The following is a 20672-nucleotide window of genomic DNA, read 5'->3' on the forward strand; positions in this document are numbered from 1 at the left end:
CATCCTCATTAATAAGGACGAAATGGGTTTCCGTGGTACCACCTTGTTTGAACGCACTTCAGCACGTTCCGCTTCCCTGTAACGCCAGGTTATGCGCCTAGGTTTTCCCCCTAAGACTCCAAGGCAGGTTCGGCAGGTTTCATGCGGCAAAATGTTTCAGCCACTCATTTTGCTCTCTGTCACAGAAAGGTCTGCTTACTAATCCTCTTCAACGCTCAATGATTTTTTTATATTATGCAAAGAAAAAAGCCTCTTGTCAAGGTTTTTTCCACATCAAAAAAGCCCGCATTGCGCGGGCGTCTGGCAGTCTAGTTAAAGACAATGGTTTTATTTTCGTGAACGATGACGCGGTCTTCCAGGTGCCATTTCACAGCGCGGGCAAGAACGCTGCGTTCAATCGTTCTGCCGATATTTTTCAGCGCGTCGGCATTGTCGCGGTGGTCAACACGCTCAATGTCCTGTTCAATGATCGGCCCTTCATCAAGGTCATTTGTGACATAGTGAGAAGTTGCGCCAATCAATTTGACCCCCCGCTCATAAGCTCGTTTATACGGATTGGCACCGATAAAAGCAGGCAGGAAGGAATGGTGGATATTGATGATTCGATTCGGATGAGCCGACACAAAATCAGGCGTTAAGATCTGCATGTAGCGAGCAAGAACGATCACATCAATATCATATTGCTCCAGCAGTTCAAGCTGCTGTTTCTCAACTTCCGCTCTGATATCTTTGTTCGCTTTTAAATAGTGGAATGGAATGTTCAGCGGTTCAACTAGGTCTCTCGCATCTTCATGGTTGCTGATGACAACCGCGATTTCCGCCATGAGATTGCCTGTTTGCCATTCCCAAATGAGCTCATGCAGACAGTGAAGCTCCTTTGATACAAAAATAGCGACACGCTTCAGCTCGCTGGCCATCGTTAAGCTCCACGTCATGTCGAATGTATCCGCAATAGACGAAAACGCGTCCTGGAGTTTTTCTTTTTTCTCCTGAATGCCCTCACAGTCGAAGTCAATTCTCAGGAAAAAACGCCCGCCTTCAGGATCTGTCGTATATTGATTGGATTCAATAATATTGGCGCCATGTTCTAATAAAAACGCAGAAACCGCAGCAACAATACCCGGCTGATCAGGACAGCTGACCAAGAGGCGCCCTTTATCTTCATTTCCGTCACGGTATTCATTTAACCGCTGGGTCATATATGATTTCATGAATAATCCCTCTTATCTTTGTAAGTCTAAACTAATTATCCATTATACTGAAGATTTGATAAAAATCAATTTATGACAGAATTTTTAAACCGACGGCTGAGCACAAGATTAGAGCGATAAAGAAGATCCGTTTGGCGTCTTTCGGCTCATTGTAAAAGAGAATGCCGATAAGCGCCCCGCCCGCGGTGCCGATTCCTGTCCAAACGGCGTAAGCGGTGCCCATCGGAATGGTTTCCATAGCAAATGATAATAAGGAAAATGAGGCGGCAAAACCGATAATGATCAGCACCACCCATTTCGCGCTTTTTTCTTTCGCAAATTGATTCATAAGTGCGACGCCTGCCATTTCCAAAAATCCCGCGCCTAATAAACTGATCCAATGAAGCATTATGCCTCGCCTCCTTTTTCATCAGCCTCATCCTGTGTCACAAGCTTCAATCCGATCACACCGATTAAGAGCACGCCGATTAACAAAAGCTTCGGCAAACCGACCGGTTCGTGAAACAGAAACATTTCACACATCACCGTTCCTGCCGTGCCAAGACCTGTAAAGACGGCGTATACGGTACCGACCGGCAGGCTGGCTGTCGCCCGCATTAACAAATAAAAGCTAACTATGATACCGACGGCAGTGCCGCTCCATGTTAAGACTGAGTCAGCATGCTTTAAGCCCACAACCCAAACAACCTCAAACACGGCGGCTAGCACAACCAATCCCCATTTCATATCACATCATTCCTTTCTATTTATGCAATAAAATTCTCCGAAAACAAAAAAACCCCGGACAGTCGACTCATAATGAGCTTGACTCTCCCGGGCTTTTTTCCCTCCGTGTGCATATGCGCTGTTATGATGCGCATATGTGTTTTCTCTCGGACCAGTCCATGTTAATTAACATGCGGAACCCTAGAAAACTTTATCTGGTCTTATGATACTACACCTCGACGCTGTCTTCAATTGTAAGATTTTCTTTCATACACAGCGATCGGTTTATTCCATTTTCTGATCGTCCGGCTGTAAAGCATGCCGATTTTCTCTGCCACCCGTAAAGACGCTTTGTTATCCGGGTCAATCAAAGCCGCAATTTTGCCGTACTGCCGCTCCTTGAAACCATAGTCCAGGCAGGCCTTGGCCGCTTCTTGCGCATAGCCGTTTCCCCAGTGCCGGCGGGCAAACATATAGCCGATTTCCATTGCCGTTTCATTTTCGGTTTGCTGAGGCACGATTCCGCATTGGCCTAAAAAATCCCCCGTCTGTATGTCTTCGGCGATCCAGAGACTGACCCGGTACCCTTTTTCATTTCTTTTGTTCCAAGCGATCCACTCGCGGGTTTGCCGTTTATCTTTTAAACCGGAATAATATTTCATCACTTCAGGGTCGCTGAAAAGCTCAAGTAAAGATTCTTGATCCCGGTCCTCCATACAGCGCAAACGAATCCGTTTGGTCACAAGCTTCGTTTCAGCGCCCATTTTTGATCATATCCTGCTTCCATTCTTTTTTAAGGGCTTCAATATGAGCTTGATGATAGCGATTATGATCCGCCATATGCCATATCCCCCATCTTACTGTTGCCTTGTCACCCTCGTAAGAAAGCGTTTGATGCAAATCGTTCTCGGTCAAGGTCTTACATACCGATTTCAGCTCGTTTACGACATGTTGATGTCTTGTCAAAAGTTCTTCTAACCCCGGCTGATTCTTTGGTTCGGGCAATCGTCCGCTTTCATCTGTCATCGGGCCGTAAATGTCTTCAATATGTTCAGGGACCCGATTCTCCTTTATGCGCCACACCCATCTGATATCAACATTTGCGATATGCTGCAGCAGCTGTGCCGTGCTGTTTTTTGTTTGACAGCACCCCTTATAATATAGCTCTCTGTGAGTCATGCGGCTAACAATGGATGCCAGACGGAGGCTGTTTTCTTCCACTGCGGAATACAGCAGACTGACTGTCGGCGCCATGTCTTTTCTAATGAATAAGTCCCTCATGTTCCATTCCCTCCTTACCTATGAGTACATTTTGACGTAAGGGGGAACATTTCCTTTGCAGAAGGCACAATCTAATCTATCAAAAAAGCGCCAAAGAATGTCGGCAGCACATTTAATTGTTATTTCCAGGCTTGTACAAATACGGATCATGGTGCGCGTCGTCGGATGTATTCAAATCGAGTGAGATGTCACCGCGGTCATTTAACGTGCCGAGCGTGACCAAAGACAGCTGTTTTGGGCTGTGCCCTTTTTCCTTAAGTTTTTCAAACAGCCAGCTTCGGTCTTTTTGAAGGTACTTCAAATTGTGATCAAGGATCTCGCCGTCCAATATGAGGGGAATCGGGATAAAGTTCCGTTCAGCCTCCATATTCAAATCCCGCACCTGGACTGCTCTCGCTTCTTCTGTCGGGATCACGCTTACTTCTCCCGTTTCTTCAATGATGGCAAGATCAATATCAGCCGGATCAGCATAGCCCTTTTCTCTCAGTTTTCCGAGCAGCTCATTGACGGTCAGCCTCTCTTTTTTGAGTCCACGCTCATCGATATCCCCGTTCCGGATTAACACTGTCGGACTGACCACCAGCAGCCATCTCCACTTATTAGAAAGAGCAAGCTTGCTCATCAGAAGATAAAGCAATAAAAAGGCGCCTGCGTAATAAATAGACATCGGCAGCTTGGATGTGAGGATCGGCTCACTGATGATGGTTCCGATTGCAAAGGTCAAAAGCAAATCAAAATTGTTCATTTGTGACACGGCTTTTTTTCCGGCAAGCCGAAACAAAATATACGCAATCGAAAACACGATAACAGGCTTGAGTAAAAATGCCCATACCATCCATAACACTGATCATTGCCCTCCATCCGCTAGTCATAATGAATATATTGTTCCCTGTAACTGAAACGCTATGCATATCTTACCTCTTCATCCAGCATCCAAATAGGCGAACGTGCAGAATGCAGGCACATAACATAGTAGAAAGTCATGTTATTGGAGGGACAGCATGAAACATCAGCATAAGAGTGCCAACTGGCAATATGAAAGCATACAGTCAAAATCCGCAGCCTATCAGCCATACCATACAGCTGACAGGCTGGCCGGTTTAGAGCTTAAAATGGAGCATTTGATCAGAGCCATCGAGGTGAACAATGAATTGTTGAGAGCGATTCAAGAGCAGCAAAATCGCGTATGCACAAATGGAGGCGGATCAGTCATTGTGCGGATGTAGAAGAAGGCGCTCGTCCGCCTTCTTCTATTTTCCTAAAAAAAACCCTTCTCATATAAGAGAAGAGCTGTGTGTATTAAGAAATGGACTGTGCGATGCTTAATTGAGGACCAAACAGTTCGTAATGAATAGACTCTGGCGCTGATCCGAGTTCCGATACAAGCTTATGCATTTGAGTGATAAATGACGGTGAACCGCAAATATAATAATCCGCATCTGTATTGGCGATCAGGTTTTTGAGGAACTGCTGGTCAATTTGACCTTCATGAAATTGAATGTCACCCGCGCGGTCTTCTTCTGTCGGCTCGCGATACACAAATGCCGTTTTAACAGAAGAATGCTCTGCTGCCTCTTCTGCTTCATCGCGCAACGCGTGGTATTCACTATTTTTCGCGGCATGGATAAACAGAATCTGCCGCTCAGGGTGTTTGGAAACAGACGTTTTCAGCATGCTGATCATCGGTGTGATACCAACTCCGGCACTAAGCAGAACGAGATCTTTGCGGGATGAAGAATCTAAAACAAAATCTCCTGCCGGCGCGCTGATTTCTAATGAATCCCCCTCATGCAGCCCTTCGTGTAAATAAGAAGACACAGCACCGTCTTTCTTAACTGAAATTCGATAATAGTCTTTTCCCGGCATATCAGACAAGCTGTATTGACGGATATGCGTATATTCAGAATCAGGAATCCGGACTTTGATGCTGATATACTGCCCTGCTTGAAATTCAGGTAACGGCTTGCCGTCTTCCGGTTTCAAATAGAAGGATGTTATTTCTTTGCTTTCACGCACTTTTTTCGCAACGATGAAAGGCTTATACTCCTTCCATCCGCCAGTTTGGTGTTCCGCTTGTTCATACATTTCTTCTTCAATTCCGATAAAAGCGTCAGCTATAATTCCATACGCTTTCTCCCACGCCTGCATAATGTCAGGGGTCGCTGCATCTCCCAAAACATCTTTAATCGCAATCAGCAAATATTTGCCGACAATCGGATAATGTTCAGGCTTAATACCGATACTGCGGTGTTTATGGCCGATTTGTTTGACGACCGGAATGATATTGCCAAGCTGGTCAATATTGGCTGCAGCTGCAATAACGGCATTCGCCAGGGCGGTACGCTGTGTTTTTTTCTTTTGGTTTGTTTGATTAAAAATGTTTAAAAGCTCAGGATGATCTTGGAACATGAGGTCGTAAAAACGTCCTGTAATGGATTCTCCGTGCTGCTGTAATACTGGTACAGTGCTTTTTATGATTTCGATTGTTTTGTTATCTAACATCGTTTAACAACCCTTCCGAAAAGATGTATTTAAAATATATCTTTAAAATACATGATCTTGCCTTTAAAAGATATATTTAAAATGAATCTTTAATAAAGTTGTCACAAAATTATCAATTTAACGTGACAATTGTTGCTTTTTTATAGAATCCCCTAGCAAAAACGGACTAACCTCTGTAATGATCACCATTAACAGCGAAATAATGGAAGGCACAAAAAAACCCAAAACAACGTATGTTTTGGGTTTCATGTTTTACCAAGGCTTGTCTGTTCCAAGCGCATTTGCCAGCGCCTGACTGTGTTTTTTTCGGTTTTTCCGTTCACTGGCACGCTGAACCGCTGTGTTATGCAGCATGATTTCCTCTTCTGTTTCCGGTACAACTCTCGGCACAGGCACCGGCTTGCCGTTTGAGTCTAATGCGACAAAGGTCAAAAAGGATGTCGCGGCGAGCTCCCGTTCACCAGTCATCAGATGCTCTTTGATGACTTTCACAAACACCTCCATGGAAGATGTGCCGACCCAAGTTACATATGATTCCAAGCAGACAGACTCCCTTTGCCCGATCGGTTTCAGAAAATCGACAGAGTCCATCGAAGCCGTTACCGTATCACGTCTGCAATGGCGCGCTGCGGAAATAGAGGCAATATCATCGATATAACTCATCAGTTTTCCGCCAAACAGCGTATTATGATTGTTCGTATCGAGAGGGAATACCCTGCTGGTTTTCACAACCTTTGACTCTTTACAAAATTTTGTTTCCTGTGCTTCCATACCTTTCTCCCCTTTGATGTCTGATCGATTAGTAAATGCACTCATATTCTCCTATTAAACAATATTCTCATCCATTTGTCTAAAATTTAAAATGATTTGTCTGTCAGGTTTTCTTTCTTAAATGTTTAATGATTTGACTGACGAGGGAATAATATACGTATTCTTCACACGGTCAGGAGGAGAAACAAATGGATGTATCCATTCCAAAACATCAGAACAAAACGGTATGCCAAACAGAATATGACACCTTGAAGAAAGTTATTTTATGCAAACCCGAGCATATGACAATTAAGGACGTTATTAATGAAACCCAAAAACATTTTGAAGATGACAATATTCAGGTCAAAACCGCCAAAGACCAGCACGAACGCTTAGTAGAAGAGCTCAGGTCACACAGCATTGAGGTCATCCTTTTGCCTGTTCAGCACGGACTGCCTGAGCAGGTATTTACCCGGGATATCGGTTTTGTCATCGGGGAAAAAGCCTTTCTTTCCAGCATGACTGAGCCCATTCGCCAAGGGGAAGAAGCTGTGATAAAAGAATTTTTCCACAATCAAGGGATTCCTTATACCCGGATGCTGGATACTAGCATTGAAGGCGGGGACGTCGTCATAGATGGCGATACCGTTTATGTCGGAATCAGCCAGCGCACGGACATCTCAGCGGTCGGCCAGCTGCAAGAAGAGCTTCCTGAATACACCATCATCCCAGTTCCGCTCCATGAAAAATTTCTGCATCTGGACTGCGTATTTAATATCATTTCTGAAAGCGAAGCATTAATCTACTCTGAAGCCCTTCCGCTGCAGGAAGTCGATATGCTGGCAGAGCGTTATAATCTCATTGAGGTACCCGAAAACGAACAATTTACACTTGGCACCAACGTCCTGTCTATCGGCAGAAAAACCATCATCAGCCTGCCGGGCAATCGTCATGTGAATCGTGAATTATCCAAAAGAGGCTACCACATCATCGAAATTGACTTGTCAGAAATTATCAAATCAGGCGGTTCCTTCAGATGCTGTACAATGCCGCTCATTCGAGGCGAATGAAGAATATTCCCCTTTTTCATGTTTTGAACAGCGTATTTGTTTAAGATACGTTAATATAGAGATGACATCATTTTTAAGGGGGAAATCGCATGACAAAGTACATAGGATATGTCGGAACATATACAAAAGGCGGAAGTGAAGGCATTTATTCATTCGAGCTGGATACTGAGAAAAAAACTCTCAGCGAGCCAAAGCTTGCCGCAAAGCTGGGAAACCCCACATATGTGACGCCGAATAAAGACAACACGATTCTTTATTCAATTGAAAAAGCAGACGGTAAAGGCGGTATTGCTGCCTATAAAATCGATAAAAACAGCGGCGAATTAACATTTCTGAATCATCAGTTAATCGATGGCCCATCGCCATGCCACGTGAGCGTCGATGATCATCAGCAATTCGTATTGACAGCCAACTATCACAGCGGGAAGGTACACGCTTTTCCGGTTCAACAAGACGGAGGTTTGCAATCTCCCGCTTCAGAAGCCGCCCATACAGGAAAGGGTCCTCATGAAAGACAGGAAAAGCCGCATACACACTATGCGGGCTTTACACCTGAACATAATTATGTCGTAGCGGTTGACTTAGGAACAGATAAACTGTACACCTATAAGCTGAAAGACGGTGAATTAACTGAATCCGGAAGCCATTCCTTCGCTCCCGGTGCAGGCCCTCGTCATATCGCTTTTCACCCGAAAGAAAAATACGCATATGTCATGACAGAATTAAGCAATGAAGTGATTGCGCTTGAATACAATCCGACAGCCGGCGAATTCAGAGAACTTCAAGTCGTCTCTGCCATCCCTGATGATTTCACAGATAACAGCCAAGGAAGCGCCATTCACGTCACTCAGGATGGTCGTTTTGTTTACGTTGCAAACCGCGGCCATGACAGCATCGCTGTGTTTGAAGTGAATCAATATTCAGGCGAGCTAGCATTTGTGGAAAGAGTATCGACTGAAGGAAACTGGCCTCGTGACTTTGTGCTGGATCCAACGGAGACCTTCCTCGTTGCTTCAAATGAAGAAACAGGCAATCTCGTATTGTTTGAAAGAGACACAGAGACAGGCCGGCTGACGCTGCTTCCTTCAACCGTTTCTGTCCCTTATCCGGTGTGCGTGAAATTTTTACAGCAATCATAAAAGAAAGCTGGCTCCCAACAACGGAGCCAGCTTTTTGTTTATCTTACCTTTTCTTTCGTTTCAGCATTTCGATATAAATGGCAGGCAACGAAACGGCCGGCTTCGATTTCTTGAAGCAAAGGGCGTGATTCTCCGCATTCAGGCATCGCCTCCGGGCAGCGCGTCCGAAACACACAGCCGCTCGGCGGATGTACCGGACTCGGCAGCTCCCCTTTTAAAATGATGCGCTCACGCTTGTCCTCTAATTCAGGGTCCGGAATCGGAATCGAGGACAGCAGCGCCTTCGTATACGGGTGCAGCGGTTCACGATACAATGTGCCGCTATCTGTAATTTCCATCATGTGGCCTAAGTACATAACGCCGATCCTGTCGCTGATATGCTTTACCATCGATAAATCATGGGCAATAAACAGGAATGTGAGCCCTTTTTCTTTTTGAAGCCGCTTCAGCAGGTTGACCACTTGCGCCTGAACCGACACATCAAGCGCAGAAATCGGTTCGTCCGCTACGATAAACTCCGGATTCAATGAAAGCGCTCTGGCAATCCCGATTCTCTGCCTTTGGCCGCCGCTGAATTCATGCGGGTAACGGCTGCCGAAATCCGGGTGAAGCCCCACTGCCTCCAGCAGCTCGTCCACAACGAGAAGCCGCGCTTTATGGGTATTGTAAAGATTGTGAATTTCCATCGGCTCTAGAATGATTTCTCGAACGGTCATCCGCGGATTGAGCGATGCATAAGGGTCTTGAAAAATCATCTGCAGTTTGCGGTTATAGGCAAACTGCTCTTTCTCACTGAGGGCGTGAAGATTTGTTCCGCGGTATTTGACGCTTCCTTCCGTGGGATGGTAAAGACGCATCAGCACTCTTCCCAAGGTTGATTTCCCGCAGCCGGATTCTCCGACAAGCCCGAACGTCTCCCCCTCATGAATCTGGAAGGTTACCCCGTCGACCGCTTTGACTGTTCGCTTTTTCCCTGCGTCAAAATGCATTTTCAGCTGACTGACCTCTAGCAGTGGTGTCATGTGTCTCCCTCCTCATTCTGAAAAACAGCGGCGTGCCGCACAAAGCTCTTTTTCATATCCTGTATCTTTCAGCGTGATGATTTCGATCGATTTCCCTGTTTTAGGAGAATGGAGCATTTTTCCGTCTCCTATGGACAGGCCAACGTGATGAATTGCTCCTTTTCCTTCCTCATATGCAAAAAACAGCAGATCACCGGCATTGATGTCGTGAAGCGGCACTTCCTCCCCTGTTTTCGCCTGGTCTCCCGCATCACGGGGAATCCTGTATCCATTTGCTTTAAATACGCTGTACATAAAACCAGAGCAGTCAAATCCAAACCCGCTTATACCTCCCCATAAATAAGGAAGCCCGAGAAAACTTGCCCCTGTCTGAATGATGTCTTCCGCCGTTCCTTTCTTATTCCGAACAAGCGCCGCATCAGTTTGTCGCAGGAGCCTATCTCCAAAAGGAGTCGCTACCTTGAAAAAGCCATCCTCTTCTTCAATCAGCGGCAGAGCAGTTAAGAAGCTCAGTTCAATTTCCTTATCTCCGGTATCCCCATACAAAAAAGCTGTTGGTTTGCTGATCGCCACGGTGTGATTCGATTGTGGGAGATTTGTGTTTTTCAGCTGGTTCTTTTTCATCCAGCCCGGATATCCGCGTTTATCCTTGTGGGATGACTGGCCGGGCACAACGACAGACACCCATTCATCCTGTTCTGCCGTGACCAGTACCTCCTCGCCAAAGAGAACCTGCGTCTGGATCACATTATCTGTACATAACCCAAGCCGCTGATCATAGGTCATGCTCTTCAGCCATTCTCTGATCGACACGGTTTGATCGAGCATTGTTTGATCAAATGGACGAGGTGTATCAGGTGCTGTCCATACGTTGGCAACTGCTGATATTACTGTATGGTTCATGTCTCCATCCCTCCTTTCTGATGCACGACTCCGGTAATGCCAAGACCAGGTTTGTCAGGCATCGTAATCGTGCTGCCGCTGTAAATAATTCCGCCCTTGATCAAATCCGTTTTCAGCATGAGCGGGGCGTCAAAATCAAAGCGGGTAATGTTTTTTTTGCTTGCCGCGAAATGCGCCGCAGCTGTTATGCCAAGCTTTGTTTCGATCATGCTGCCAACCATGCACTCCACCCCGCAAATCTCAGCCATGGCATTGATTTTCTCTGCACCGCTGATTCCTCCTGCCTTCATCAATTTAATATTGATCAGATCGGCGCTGCGGGTTTGAAGGACTTCGAATGCCTGTCGCGGAGTAAATACACTTTCATCAGCCATGATTGGGGTGTCTGTTGCATCCGTAACTTTCTTGAGCCCGGCAAGATCATCCTTATGGACAGGCTGCTCGACAAGCTCAATGTCCAGGCCGGCATCCTCCATTTTCCGAATGGCCGTTACCGCTTCTTTCGGCACCCATCCCTGATTGGCATCCAAACGGAGCTTTACCCCAGGCCCGACACGCTTTCTGATTTCTTGAATACGGGAGATATCTGTCTCAATGTCATCTCTGCCAACCTTTATTTTTAGCGTTTGAAAGCCTTGTTTAAGAAAGCTCTCTGCATCCGCCGCCATCTCTTCAGGCGAGTTCACACTGACGGTGTAGTCCGTTTCAAGTGTGCTTCGATTTCCGCCGAGCATTTGGTAAAGCGGCTGTCCGCTCATCTGCGCCCAGCCGTCGTATACAGCCATTTCTACAGCTGCTTTTGCGCTTTGATTCCCTTCCAGAAGATGCTGGATGTCATGCAGAATGGCCTCGCAGCCGGACAGTCTTCTTCCAAGCAGTGCCGGCTTTAAGACGTTGTGAATCGCACTTTCAATACTGTCCATGCTGTCTCCGGTAATCACAATCGTCGGAGGCGCTTCTCCCCATCCGATTGCGCCATTATCATAAGTGATCGTTACGATAACAGATTCAGCCGTATACACTGTGCGAAGCGCCGTTTTAAACGGCTTTGTCAGCGGCACGGCGACCCGTTTCGTGTCTATTTTTGTGATCTTCATACTCAAAGCGCCCCTTCAGAAACGCCCGCCTCAATGACGACCGTTTTTTCGGCTGTATCCATGGCAGCGTGCGCACCGATCGGAACGGCAATACTCGGCGAACAGTGGCCGATCTTAAACCCTCTAAGAGCTGGCCTTCCGGCGGACACAATATAGTCTTCGAGCACCTGCTCAAGTGTCAAAGATTTCTCCCGCTTCACCGGGATGCAGTTATGAAAATCACAAACAAGAATACCGGCTGCGTCCGCCAGCTTCCCTGCCATTTTCAGCTGATTCAGCATCCGGTCAATTTGATACGGCTCTTCATCAATGTCTTCAATAAACAGGAGCTTTCCCCTCGTATCAATTTCAAACGGCGTGCCGAGTGTCGATGACAGCAAGGAAAGATTGCCGCCGACAAGCTCTCCTTCCGCTTTTCCCGGAACAAGCACCGTCAGCGGAGAAAGCTTTTCTGTATAGGTGAATACTGTCTCTTGAAACAGCTGCTCATATGACGCTTTTGTCAGGGGATGAACGTCTTCCAGGCCTATATCTGAGCTGAGCATCGGCCCGTGAAAAGTGACGAGGCCTGTGTTTTGATGGATGGCGGTATGTAAAAACGTAATATCACTGTATCCCCAAAAGATTTTAGGATGTTTGCGGAGCAAGCTGTAATCAATGCCTGAAGCGATCCGTCCCGTGCCAAAGCCTCCGCATGCGCACAGCACCGCTTTCACCTCCTGGTCTTTGAACATCTCGTGCAGATCAGCCAGCCGCTCATCATCCTGTCCCGCTAAATAGCCGTGCTGGTTTTTCAGCGCCTTGCCCAGCTTTACCTGAAGACCGAGTTCCTCTAAAAACAAAAGCGCCGTTTCAAGCTTTTTCGGATCAGGCGGGCTTGCAGGTGCGATGACACCGACTGTATCGCCTTTTTTCAGTGCGTTCGGCTTGTGATTCAACTCCGATCAGCTCCCTTCATTTGCTCTGCACCCTACGTATACGTGAAAATAAGAGAAAAAATACCGCTCCTTCACATAAAGAGAGCAGTATTTTCTCAATCGCCGCGTTAGTTTTTATCGGCCCATTTTAAATCGATGTAGCCGACAGGGTGCCGGACGATGTCCTTTACATGTTCGTTTTGCAGATTGACCTGATTATAGAAATAAACCGGAATGATCGGCGCTTCATTGATGAGAAGCTTTTCCGCCTTATGCATGAGTGAAAAACGCGTTTTTTCATCCGCTTCATTTTTCGCCTGTTTCATCAGCTGATCATATTCTTTGTTGGTCCAGCCTGTACGGTTCATCGAATTTCCTGTTTGGAAGGCTTCCAGAAAACTGATAGGGTCCGCATAGTCAGGCAGAAATGAGCTTTGTGAGAATTGAAACTTAAGCGCTTTTTGCTCCTCTAAAAACACGTTCCACTCCATGTTGGCCAGCTTCACATCGACGCCAAGGGTATTTTTCAATTTTTGCTGGATGGCTTCAGCAATCTTTTTATGCTCCGGTTTCGTACTGTAAGTAAGCGTGACCGCAGGCAGCTTGTCATACTTCTCTTCCTTCATTCCTTTTTCCAGCAGCTGCTTCGCTTTGTTTTCATTTGGTGTGATCAGGTCTCCGCCCGCTTCCCGGAAGTCCTTGCCGTCAGGCTGTGTAAACCCGGGCGAAACAAAAGCGTGTGCCGGTTTTTCATTGTTTTTCGTGACATATTTTACGATTTCCTTCTGATCAACAGCCATTGCGAAGGCTTTTCTGATGTTTTCATTTTGGAACGGCTCCATATTGACATTAAAGCGGTAAAAGTATAAACCCGCCTGATCAACGATGTGCACGTTTTCTTGATCCAGCAGCTGGTCACTTAGCTCAGCCGGTACGTATGCGGTGTCCAATTCACCGGACTGGAACATTTGGTAATCTGTATTTCTGTCACTCACCATTGCCCATTTCACTTTGTCAAGCTTCACGGTTTCTTTATCCCAGTACGTATCGCTTTTTTCCATTGTGATGCTGTCATCATGCTTCCATTCCGTCAGTTTAAACGGGCCGTTGCCGACAAATGTATCGGCTTCAGCAAACCATTTTGGATTTTCTTTGTCGACTTTTTCGTTAACCGGAAAATACGCCGGGTTTGACACCACGCTCAGGAAATATTTTTGCGGTGCGGCAAGCGTCACTTCAAGGGTGTGATCATCCTTTGCCGTCACCTTCACATCGTCTCTTTTCCCTTTTCCGCTGTTATAGGCTTCGCCGCCTTCAATAAAATAACCGAGAAACGCGGAAGAAGCTCCTGTTTTCGGGTCAAGCATCCGTTTCCAAGCGTATTCAAAATCTCCGGCTGTCACAGGGTCTCCGTTCGTCCATTTCGCATTTTCCCGAATCGTAAATGTGTACGTTTTCTTGTCTTTCGACACAGACCACTTCTCTGCCATCGCCGGCTCCGGTTCATTGTCTTTGCCGAGGCGCGTTAACCCTTCCATGATGTTATTTAACGGCTGCCAAGACACGTTATTAAAACCGATCGGCGGATCAAACGAAGTCGGTTCATTTTCATTATTTAAGTACAGTACCTTTTCTCCGCTTGTCTTTGCCTTATCTTCTCCGCTTTCTTTTCCAGCCTGCTCATTTGCTGTACATCCCATCAGCGCAAATGAAAGTCCCAGTGCAAGGCCCATTCCCCATAGCTTCTTCACTCTCTTCATCCTCTTCCCCCTTTTTTGTTATTCATCCTTCGCTCCCGGCAGCACCACATGCTCAGCCCGTTTATCCTGAAGCCAGCAGTGTACAGCGTGCGTGCCGGATCGAACAGTTTGATCAGGGTATACCCTGTCACACACGATCATTCTGCTCGGACAGCGGGCGGCAAATGGGCAGCCCGGCGGCGGTGAAAATAAATCCGGCGGCGTGCCGTCAATCGGAATCAGCTCCGCGCCCTCAAGATCCAGCCGCGGGACAGAATTCAGCAGCCCTTTTGTATAAGGGTGCTGCGGCTTGTAAAATATATCTTTTCTTGTGCCAACTTCCGCTATTTTTCCGGCATACATAACAGCCACTCTGTCAGCAACCTGGGCAACCACGCCTAAATCGTGTGTGATCAAAATGACAGAAACCTTTGTTTTTCTCTGAATCTCTTTAAACAGTTCCAGTATTTGCGCCTGTATGGTGACGTCAAGGGCAGTTGTCGGTTCATCCGCTATTAAAATATCAGGCTCGCAGATCAGCGCCATCGCAATGACAATCCGCTGTCTCATGCCGCCGCTGAATTGATGGGGGTACTGCTTCAGGCGTGCTTCAGGATCCGGAATGCCGACCAATGCCAGCATGGAAAGAACCTCTTTCTCAGCCGCCTTTTTCGTCATCCTTTTGTGGCGAAGAAGCGCTTCCGCCAGCTGGTCGCCGACAGTCAGCGTCGGGTTTAGCGCCGTCATCGGGTCTTGAAAAATCATTGAAATGTCCGCGCCCCTTATGCTCCTCATTTCTCTGTCAGAGAGACGGCAAAGGTCTTTGTTTTTAAATAAAATGCTGCCGTCTGTCACCTTCGCTGAATAGGGCGGGAGCAGTCCCATAATGCTTTGAGAGGTGACGCTCTTGCCGCAGCCCGATTCACCGACAATGGCAAATGTTTCGCCTTTGTACAAATCGAAGCTCACGCCTCTGACAGCCTGAACCGTCCCGCCGTAAGTCGTAAAAGAAACGTGCAGATCATTGACTGACAGAACTTTCTCCATACAGCTACCTCCTTAGCTTAGGGTCCAGTGCATCCTGCAATCCGTCCCCCAGCACATTAAACGCGTACATCGTTAACGAGATGAAAAAGGCAGGAAAGAACAGGCGCCACCAATGCCCAGACAAAATGATCGGCAGGCCGTCATTCGCCATCACACCCCAGCTGGCAAACGGCGCTTGAATGCCGAGACCGAGAAAGCTCAAAAATGATTCTGCGAATATGGCGGTAGGTACAGTTAAAGTCATTTGTACGATGATCGCGCCCATTGTATTCGGCAGCAAATTTTTGCGGATGATGCGAAAGGTTTTCGCACCAAAGGTTTTCGAGGCGAGCACATACTCGTAATTTTTTATTTGCAGCACTTGGCCTCTTACAATTCTCGCCATGCCGACCCATCCTGTAACAGTCAGCGCTACGATAATGGTGCCGAGCCCCGGACCCATCAAGACCATCAGCAAAATGACAACAAGAAGATACGGCAGCCCGTACAGCACTTCAATAATCCGCATCATGACACTGTCTGTTCTGCCGCCTTTATAGCCGGCAATGCCTCCGTAAATGACACCGATCAAAAAATCAATCAGTGCAGCCATCACTCCGACAAATAACGAAATCCTCGCTCCGTACCATGTTCGTGTAAACACGTCCCGGCCAAGCTCATCGGTACCGAACCAATGATCTGCAGAAGGCGGAAGATTTTGTTCTGTCAGCGATTGGCGCTCGACACTATGAGGAGATAAAAAAGGACCGATTGCTGCCATCACAAATAGAAATAAAAGAATAAAAAGCCCGGCCATCGCTAGTTTATTTTTCTTCAGCCTCCTCCAGGCATCCTGCGCATAGGACAAACTTGGCCGTTTGACTGAATCGGTCTCTTGGGTCTTTTCCTGATTCGGAACAAACCATTCGTCCGGCACCTGAGCGTGCTGCTGCGGCTGGCGTTCATCTGTTTGTACAGGGAGATTCATACGCTTCACCCTTTCTTATGCAGTTTAATGCGCGGGTCCAGCAGACCGTAGGCTAAGTCGACCAGGAACAGCATTACGATCAAAATGACGCTGTAAAAAACGGTCGTTCCCATAATCACGGGATAGTCCCGCTGATTAATGCTTTCGACAAAATATTTTCCCATTCCGGGAATGGCAAAGATTTTTTCAATAACAAAACTTCCTGTTAAAATGCTGGCAACGAGAGTTCCCAGTACGGTAATGACGGGCATGAGCGCGTTTCTGAGTGCGTGTTTTATGATAATTTTGAGCGGAGACAGCCCTTTTGCTTTCGCTGTGCGGATATAATCCTGTGTCAGGACTTCGACCATGCTTGATCTTGTCAGCCTGGCGATAATCGCCATCGGTCCAACTGCAAGCGCTGCGGTCGGAAGCACCATATGGATCGGGCTCGTCCACGTAGCGGCGGGAAATAGTTTAAAATTAACGGCAAACTGCTGAATAAGCAACGTCGCCATAATGAAATTCGGGATGGAAATGCCAAGCACCGCGAGGCTCATCGCAGCGTAGTCCAAAAAGCCATTGCGGCGCAGCGCGGCAGTTACGCCAAGTATCAGCCCTGAGATCACAGCAATGACAATCGCTGCCATCCCAAGTTCGAAGGAAACGGGAAATCCGCGTTCCAGCATATCATTTACGCTGTCTGACGGTTTTTTAATAGAAGGGCCAAAATCGAATGTAATGATGGATTTTAGATAGATGATGTATTGGATAATGAGAGGATCGTCTAAGTGATAGTAGGCTTCGAGATTTCTTTGAACCGCTTCATTTGTGCCCCTCTCCTCATTAAAAGGAGATCCGGGAATGACCTTCATCAGAACGAAAGTCAGGGTGGTAATGACCAAAATCGTAGCTGCCATTGCCCAAAAACGCTTCATTATATATCTTGCCAAAGCCTTAACACCCCTTTAGCAGAATGATGTTCGCATTGCCAGTTCAGTCATGACAAGCATAGCCTGATAGGCTTCAAGCATATCCTTCGCCTGAAATTGAACGGTTGTGGTTCCCGGTTTGATTTCTGTACCCGGCATTAGATGAGCCCACTCAGCTTGGCCGTAATTGGCAAATTCAATGCTTAATACAGGCCTGTCAGGCGGTGTAAGCGGTTTAACTTTATCTTTGTTCTGCAAGGCATATGCGGTTTTTTCTGCCAGCAGCCGGCCGGCTTTCGCAGGCGACAGACATTTGACTGCAGACCTTGAAATCGTTTGTTTAACAGCAGCTGTCGTGACATTCGGGATGAGCTCTTCAGCTTCTTTGGCCGCCCGGTCATCACCGGCTACCATTAATACCGGGACATCGTAATAACCGGCAACGTAAGCATTTAATCCAAGCTCACCGACAGGCTGATCATTTATGTAAAAATGACGAACACCGAAAATCATGCTATGAGACATGACACCGGGAGTTGAAGCTCTTGCGTGATAACCGAGAAACAACGCGCCCGTGAAAGTATCATCTAGCCCCTGCACCATCGAAAATGGTTTAACATCGCCGGAAATCAAATCCGCCTCCGGATGAAGCTTTTCAATCATCAGATTATTCATCTTCGAATGGCTGTCATTCACCAGCACCTCCGTACACCCGCTGTTAAACGCTTCGGTAATACAGTAGTTTGCTTCTTCGGTCATGATCAGCCGTCCGCGTTCATAATTACGCTTGCCGGAATCAACAAAGGTATCATCCGGAAGACCTGAAATACCCTCCATATCTACTGACATGTACAGTTTCATAACGCTCCTCCTTTTTTACTAAATTATGAATATTCTAACAGATTATATTAAAAAAAGAGGAAAAATGCAATATAGCTGGGAAAAATCACTAACGTTCAGAGATAAAAAAGAATCCTCTTTCAAGGATTCATGTTTCTTTTGCTGACTGTTCTGTCAGCTGTTCATATTTTTCGAGTGTTTTTTCAAATACTTGATCAAAAACATGCGGCACAGAGGCACGTATCACCGCCGCTCCCTCCCCTGTAATTCCGCCTTTCGTTGCAACACGATTCAGCGTCTCCTCAAAGGACATCTTCTTTTCGATCAGCAGCTTGCCTGTCCCATACAGTGAGTGTATCAGGAAATCAAAGGCTTCTTCTTTTGTCAGGCCGCTGTTTCTCACAGCAGACAGCGCTAATTCTTCAAACACTGCGGCGATGAAGCCCGGAGCAGAGCTCGTCAGATTACTGGCGGCATCTAAATTGGATTCTTTTATTTCTCGCACACTGCTGAAAGCCGATAACAATTCATCCAAACGTTCTTTCTTCTGTGCCGCCAGTGCTTCACTGTGAACAACCAGTGAGATGCCGGCTTCCGCTTCAGATGTAATGGCCGGAATCAACCGTGATATTCCAGCCGCCGTTTCAGCCTCTAAAAGCCGCAGAGGCACACCAGCCGCAATGGATACAATATGAGTATTCCGGTACACATACGGGTGAAGCCGGCGTACTGTTTCAATGACATGGAGCGGCGGGACACATATAAAGATCAAGGCGCACTTTTCCGCCCATATCTCAAGCGGTTTTGCCGAAACGTTTGGATAATCAGCGAGCAATGCCTGAAGCCGCTCTCCCTTACTTCTCGTCTCAACAAACAACTCATTTTCCTCTATTTGTTTATGTTTCAACAGCTGTCTGGCGATCATATCCGCCATGCTGCCATATCCGATCAATCCGATTGACTCCATCGTTTCAGCCCTTTCATGTACAATATTCCTTATAAAGTGTACCGTTTCTCGCACTTTTTCACAATTTCCCATAATGTTTTCATTTTTATCCCACAGTTTTTGTTTATGATAAAATCAAGTCATAAAACTGCCATAATCAAAATGTAATGAGTTGAAAATAGAGAGAAACGGAGTGAACATGATGGATAACTATCGTGACGAAAATAGAACAGAAGGACAAGAGAATGAGGTTTTTTTAACGAAAGAGAATGATCAAAACCCGTCTTACTCAGCCCGCAATGTGATTCATGATCAAGAGAAGAAAAAACGCGGATTCGGATGGTTCAGGCCGCTGCTCGGCGGAGTCATCGGCGGAAGTCTCGCCCTTGGCATTTATACGTTCACACCGCTTGGCGACCACGATTCTCAGGACGCAGCGAAACAGACGTCCAGCCAGCAGCAAACTCAATCTGTTACAGCTAAAAGCACATCCTCTGAATCAAGCAAAAGCTCGACAAGCTCATCTGCATTTAAGAGTGAGGATTCTTCTAAAATCTCAGATATGGTGGAAGATCTTTCACCGGCGATTGTCGGCATCACAAACCTTCAGGCTCAGTCAAACAGCTCTTTGTTTGGCTCTGGCTCTTCCGGTTCCAGCTCTGATTCAAGCGAAGATACAGAAAGCGGCTCAGGATCGGGTGTCATTTTCAAAAAAGAGAACGGCAAGGCTTATATCATTACGAATAACCACGTTGTAGAAGGCGCAACTTCACTTAAGGTGTCTTTATACGACGGCACTGATGTGACAGCTAAGCTCGTAGGCAGTGACTCTTTAACAGATTTAGCCGTTCTTCAAATCAGTGATGACCACGTAACAAAGGTAGCAAACTTCGGTGATTCATCAGATCTCAGAACAGGCGAAACCGTCATTGCGATTGGAGATCCGCTCGGAAAAGACCTGTCTCGCACAGTAACACAAGGAATTGTAAGCGGCGTGGATAGAACAGTTTCAATGTCAACCTCAGCCGGTCAAACAAGCATTAACGTGATTCAAACTGATGCCGCGATTAACCCAGGTAACAGCGGCGGTCCATTGTTAAATACAGACGGCAAAATTGTCGGCATTAACAGTATGAAAATCAGTGAAGATGATGTTGAGGGCATCGGATTTGCCATACCAAGCAATGATGTAAAACCGATAGCTGAAGAATTGCTGTCTAAAGGGCAAATTGAACGTCCGTATATCGGTGTCAGCATGCTCGATTTGGAACAGGTGCCGCAAAACTATCAAGAAGGCACACTTGGCTTATTCGGCAGCCAGCTGAATAAAGGCGTATACATCCGTGAAGTCGCTTCAGGCTCCCCTGCTGCAAAGGCCGGGCTGAAAGCTGAAGATATTATTATCAGCTTAAAAGGCAAAGAAATCGACACTGGCAGCGAATTGCGCAACATCCTATATAAAGACGCAAATATCGGCGACACCGTCGAAGTGAAAATTCTCAGAAACGGAAAAGAAATGACGAAAAAAATCAAACTCGATCAAAAAGAAGAAACACCTTCTTAAGAAAAGCGCCTCAGGCCGCAAAAGCGGTCTGAGGCTTTTCACTAGACAAAAGACCTATATA

Annotated in this window: 22 protein-coding genes and 1 riboswitch; of the genes, 4 read left to right on the top strand and 18 right to left on the bottom strand. The window is 46.6% G+C overall.

Translation table 11 applies throughout. The annotated features are described in order from the left end of the window. Positions 1-308: 308 nt before the first annotated feature. From purU to WA325_RS10815, 6 genes are all read right to left on the bottom strand, one after another. The gene (gene purU / locus WA325_RS10790; protein WP_024121117.1) at positions 309-1211 is read right to left on the bottom strand and encodes a formyltetrahydrofolate deformylase; all 903 of its coding nucleotides are present in this window, start codon (positions 1209-1211) and stop codon (positions 309-311) included. Positions 1212-1281: 70 nt separating this feature from the next. Then, a complete protein-coding gene (locus WA325_RS10795; RefSeq protein WP_059292921.1) occupies positions 1282-1599 on the bottom strand; it encodes a DMT family transporter in 318 nt (105 codons plus the stop codon). Beyond that, positions 1599-1937, bottom strand: coding sequence for a DMT family transporter (locus WA325_RS10800; RefSeq protein ID WP_105953616.1), 339 nt, complete (start codon positions 1935-1937; stop codon positions 1599-1601). Before WA325_RS10800 ends, WA325_RS10795 begins: the two co-directional genes overlap by 1 nt. 82 nt (positions 1938-2019) lie before the next feature. Beyond that, a riboswitch (guanidine-I (ykkC/yxkD leader) is annotated at positions 2020-2132 on the bottom strand. A 32-nt stretch (positions 2133-2164) separates the two neighbouring features. After that, complete coding sequence (locus tag WA325_RS10805) at positions 2165-2680, bottom strand: GNAT family N-acetyltransferase (protein WP_105953617.1); 516 nt, start codon at positions 2678-2680, stop codon at positions 2165-2167. Next, the gene (locus WA325_RS10810; RefSeq protein ID WP_336183607.1) at positions 2670-3197 is read right to left on the bottom strand and encodes a DinB family protein; all 528 of its coding nucleotides are present in this window, start codon (positions 3195-3197) and stop codon (positions 2670-2672) included. The genes WA325_RS10805 and WA325_RS10810 overlap by 11 nt, the downstream gene beginning before the upstream one ends. 112 nt (positions 3198-3309) lie before the next feature. Next, positions 3310-4041: a DUF421 domain-containing protein gene (locus tag WA325_RS10815; protein ID WP_336183608.1), complete on the bottom strand. Its 732-nt coding sequence runs from the start codon at positions 4039-4041 to the stop codon at positions 3310-3312. Between the two features lie 157 nt (positions 4042-4198). On the opposite strand from WA325_RS10815, the gene WA325_RS10820 reads away from it, so the two are divergent. Then, complete coding sequence (locus WA325_RS10820; RefSeq protein ID WP_105953620.1) at positions 4199-4423, top strand: hypothetical protein; 225 nt, start codon at positions 4199-4201, stop codon at positions 4421-4423. Positions 4424-4496: 73 nt separating this feature from the next. Here the strand turns inward: WA325_RS10820 and hmpA are convergent, their stop codons facing one another. Both hmpA and WA325_RS10830 read right to left on the bottom strand, forming a co-directional pair. Further along, positions 4497-5699, bottom strand: coding sequence for an NO-inducible flavohemoprotein (hmpA, locus tag WA325_RS10825; protein WP_202853684.1), 1203 nt, complete (start codon positions 5697-5699; stop codon positions 4497-4499). Between the two features lie 252 nt (positions 5700-5951). Further along, positions 5952-6470 (bottom strand): acyl-CoA thioesterase, encoded by a 519-nt coding sequence (locus WA325_RS10830; protein WP_010333945.1) that lies wholly within the window; start codon positions 6468-6470, stop codon positions 5952-5954. A gap of 188 nt (positions 6471-6658) precedes the next feature. On the opposite strand from WA325_RS10830, the gene WA325_RS10835 reads away from it, so the two are divergent. Beyond that, positions 6659-7519, top strand: a complete 861-nt coding sequence (locus WA325_RS10835) for a dimethylarginine dimethylaminohydrolase family protein (RefSeq protein WP_336183609.1) — start codon at positions 6659-6661, stop codon at positions 7517-7519. Positions 7520-7608: 89 nt separating this feature from the next. Further along, a complete protein-coding gene (gene pgl / locus WA325_RS10840; RefSeq protein ID WP_185848037.1) occupies positions 7609-8658 on the top strand; it encodes a 6-phosphogluconolactonase in 1050 nt (349 codons plus the stop codon). A gap of 38 nt (positions 8659-8696) precedes the next feature. On the opposite strand, the gene WA325_RS10845 is transcribed toward pgl, so the two are convergent. The 10 genes from WA325_RS10845 to proG form a co-directional block, all read right to left on the bottom strand. Further along, complete coding sequence (locus tag WA325_RS10845) at positions 8697-9680, bottom strand: ABC transporter ATP-binding protein (protein ID WP_101865257.1); 984 nt, start codon at positions 9678-9680, stop codon at positions 8697-8699. Between the two features lie 12 nt (positions 9681-9692). Next, on the bottom strand, positions 9693-10583 hold the full coding sequence (locus WA325_RS10850) for a C40 family peptidase (RefSeq protein ID WP_336183610.1): 891 nt from the start codon (positions 10581-10583) through the stop codon (positions 9693-9695). After that, the gene (ykfB, locus tag WA325_RS10855; RefSeq protein ID WP_336183611.1) at positions 10580-11680 is read right to left on the bottom strand and encodes an L-Ala-D/L-Glu epimerase; all 1101 of its coding nucleotides are present in this window, start codon (positions 11678-11680) and stop codon (positions 10580-10582) included. The genes WA325_RS10850 and ykfB overlap by 4 nt, the downstream gene beginning before the upstream one ends. A gap of 2 nt (positions 11681-11682) precedes the next feature. Beyond that, the gene (locus tag WA325_RS10860; protein WP_024121105.1) at positions 11683-12618 is read right to left on the bottom strand and encodes a S66 peptidase family protein; all 936 of its coding nucleotides are present in this window, start codon (positions 12616-12618) and stop codon (positions 11683-11685) included. 107 nt (positions 12619-12725) lie between these two features. Then, positions 12726-14357, bottom strand: a complete 1632-nt coding sequence (dppE, locus tag WA325_RS10865) for a dipeptide ABC transporter substrate-binding protein DppE (protein ID WP_202853679.1) — start codon at positions 14355-14357, stop codon at positions 12726-12728. A gap of 18 nt (positions 14358-14375) precedes the next feature. Further along, on the bottom strand, positions 14376-15383 hold the full coding sequence (locus WA325_RS10870) for an ABC transporter ATP-binding protein (protein ID WP_202853678.1): 1008 nt from the start codon (positions 15381-15383) through the stop codon (positions 14376-14378). A 4-nt stretch (positions 15384-15387) separates the two neighbouring features. Then, complete coding sequence (gene dppC, locus WA325_RS10875) at positions 15388-16350, bottom strand: dipeptide ABC transporter permease DppC (protein WP_202853677.1); 963 nt, start codon at positions 16348-16350, stop codon at positions 15388-15390. A gap of 5 nt (positions 16351-16355) precedes the next feature. Next, positions 16356-17282 carry a dipeptide ABC transporter permease DppB gene (gene dppB / locus WA325_RS10880; RefSeq protein WP_202853676.1) on the bottom strand — a complete coding sequence of 309 codons (927 nt, stop codon included), beginning with the start codon at positions 17280-17282 and terminating at the stop codon, positions 16356-16358. A 15-nt stretch (positions 17283-17297) separates the two neighbouring features. After that, positions 17298-18122, bottom strand: a complete 825-nt coding sequence (gene dppA, locus WA325_RS10885; RefSeq protein ID WP_105953630.1) for a D-aminopeptidase DppA — start codon at positions 18120-18122, stop codon at positions 17298-17300. A gap of 127 nt (positions 18123-18249) precedes the next feature. Beyond that, positions 18250-19068, bottom strand: a complete 819-nt coding sequence (gene proG / locus WA325_RS10890) for a pyrroline-5-carboxylate reductase ProG (protein ID WP_336183612.1) — start codon at positions 19066-19068, stop codon at positions 18250-18252. 181 nt (positions 19069-19249) lie between these two features. Here proG and htrA point away from each other — a divergent pair, with 181 nt between their 5' ends. Next, positions 19250-20611, top strand: coding sequence for a serine protease HtrA (gene htrA / locus WA325_RS10895; RefSeq protein ID WP_105953632.1), 1362 nt, complete (start codon positions 19250-19252; stop codon positions 20609-20611). Positions 20612-20672: the final 61 nt, after the last annotated feature.

This window comes from Bacillus sp. 205(2023), from assembly GCF_037027485.1.
GTDB classification, from domain to species: Bacteria; Bacillota; Bacilli; order Bacillales; family Bacillaceae; genus Bacillus; species Bacillus halotolerans.

Bases quoted from the DNA above. Each gene is read 5' to 3' on its own strand.
- purU (WP_024121117.1), bottom strand. From the start codon at position 1,211: ATGAAATCATATATGACCCAGCGGTTAAATGAATACCGTGACGGAAAT.
- WA325_RS10795 (WP_059292921.1), bottom strand. From the start codon at position 1,599: ATGCTTCATTGGATCAGTTTATTAGGCGCGGGATTTTTGGAAATGGCA.
- WA325_RS10800 (WP_105953616.1), bottom strand. From the start codon at position 1,937: ATGAAATGGGGATTGGTTGTGCTAGCCGCCGTGTTTGAGGTTGTTTGG.
- WA325_RS10805 (WP_105953617.1), bottom strand. From the start codon at position 2,680: ATGGGCGCTGAAACGAAGCTTGTGACCAAACGGATTCGTTTGCGCTGT.
- WA325_RS10810 (WP_336183607.1), bottom strand. From the start codon at position 3,197: ATGAGGGACTTATTCATTAGAAAAGACATGGCGCCGACAGTCAGTCTG.
- WA325_RS10820 (WP_105953620.1), top strand. From the start codon at position 4,199: ATGAAACATCAGCATAAGAGTGCCAACTGGCAATATGAAAGCATACAG.
- hmpA (WP_202853684.1), bottom strand. From the start codon at position 5,699: ATGTTAGATAACAAAACAATCGAAATCATAAAAAGCACTGTACCAGTA.
- WA325_RS10830 (WP_010333945.1), bottom strand. From the start codon at position 6,470: ATGGAAGCACAGGAAACAAAATTTTGTAAAGAGTCAAAGGTTGTGAAA.
- WA325_RS10835 (WP_336183609.1), top strand. From the start codon at position 6,659: ATGGATGTATCCATTCCAAAACATCAGAACAAAACGGTATGCCAAACA.
- pgl (WP_185848037.1), top strand. From the start codon at position 7,609: ATGACAAAGTACATAGGATATGTCGGAACATATACAAAAGGCGGAAGT.
- WA325_RS10845 (WP_101865257.1), bottom strand. From the start codon at position 9,680: ATGACACCACTGCTAGAGGTCAGTCAGCTGAAAATGCATTTTGACGCA.
- WA325_RS10850 (WP_336183610.1), bottom strand. From the start codon at position 10,583: ATGAACCATACAGTAATATCAGCAGTTGCCAACGTATGGACAGCACCT.
- ykfB (WP_336183611.1), bottom strand. From the start codon at position 11,680: ATGAAGATCACAAAAATAGACACGAAACGGGTCGCCGTGCCGCTGACA.
- dppE (WP_202853679.1), bottom strand. From the start codon at position 14,357: ATGAAGAGAGTGAAGAAGCTATGGGGAATGGGCCTTGCACTGGGACTT.
- WA325_RS10870 (WP_202853678.1), bottom strand. From the start codon at position 15,383: ATGGAGAAAGTTCTGTCAGTCAATGATCTGCACGTTTCTTTTACGACT.
- dppC (WP_202853677.1), bottom strand. From the start codon at position 16,350: ATGAATCTCCCTGTACAAACAGATGAACGCCAGCCGCAGCAGCACGCT.
- dppA (WP_105953630.1), bottom strand. From the start codon at position 18,122: ATGAAACTGTACATGTCAGTAGATATGGAGGGTATTTCAGGTCTTCCG.
- proG (WP_336183612.1), bottom strand. From the start codon at position 19,068: ATGGAGTCAATCGGATTGATCGGATATGGCAGCATGGCGGATATGATC.
- htrA (WP_105953632.1), top strand. From the start codon at position 19,250: ATGGATAACTATCGTGACGAAAATAGAACAGAAGGACAAGAGAATGAG.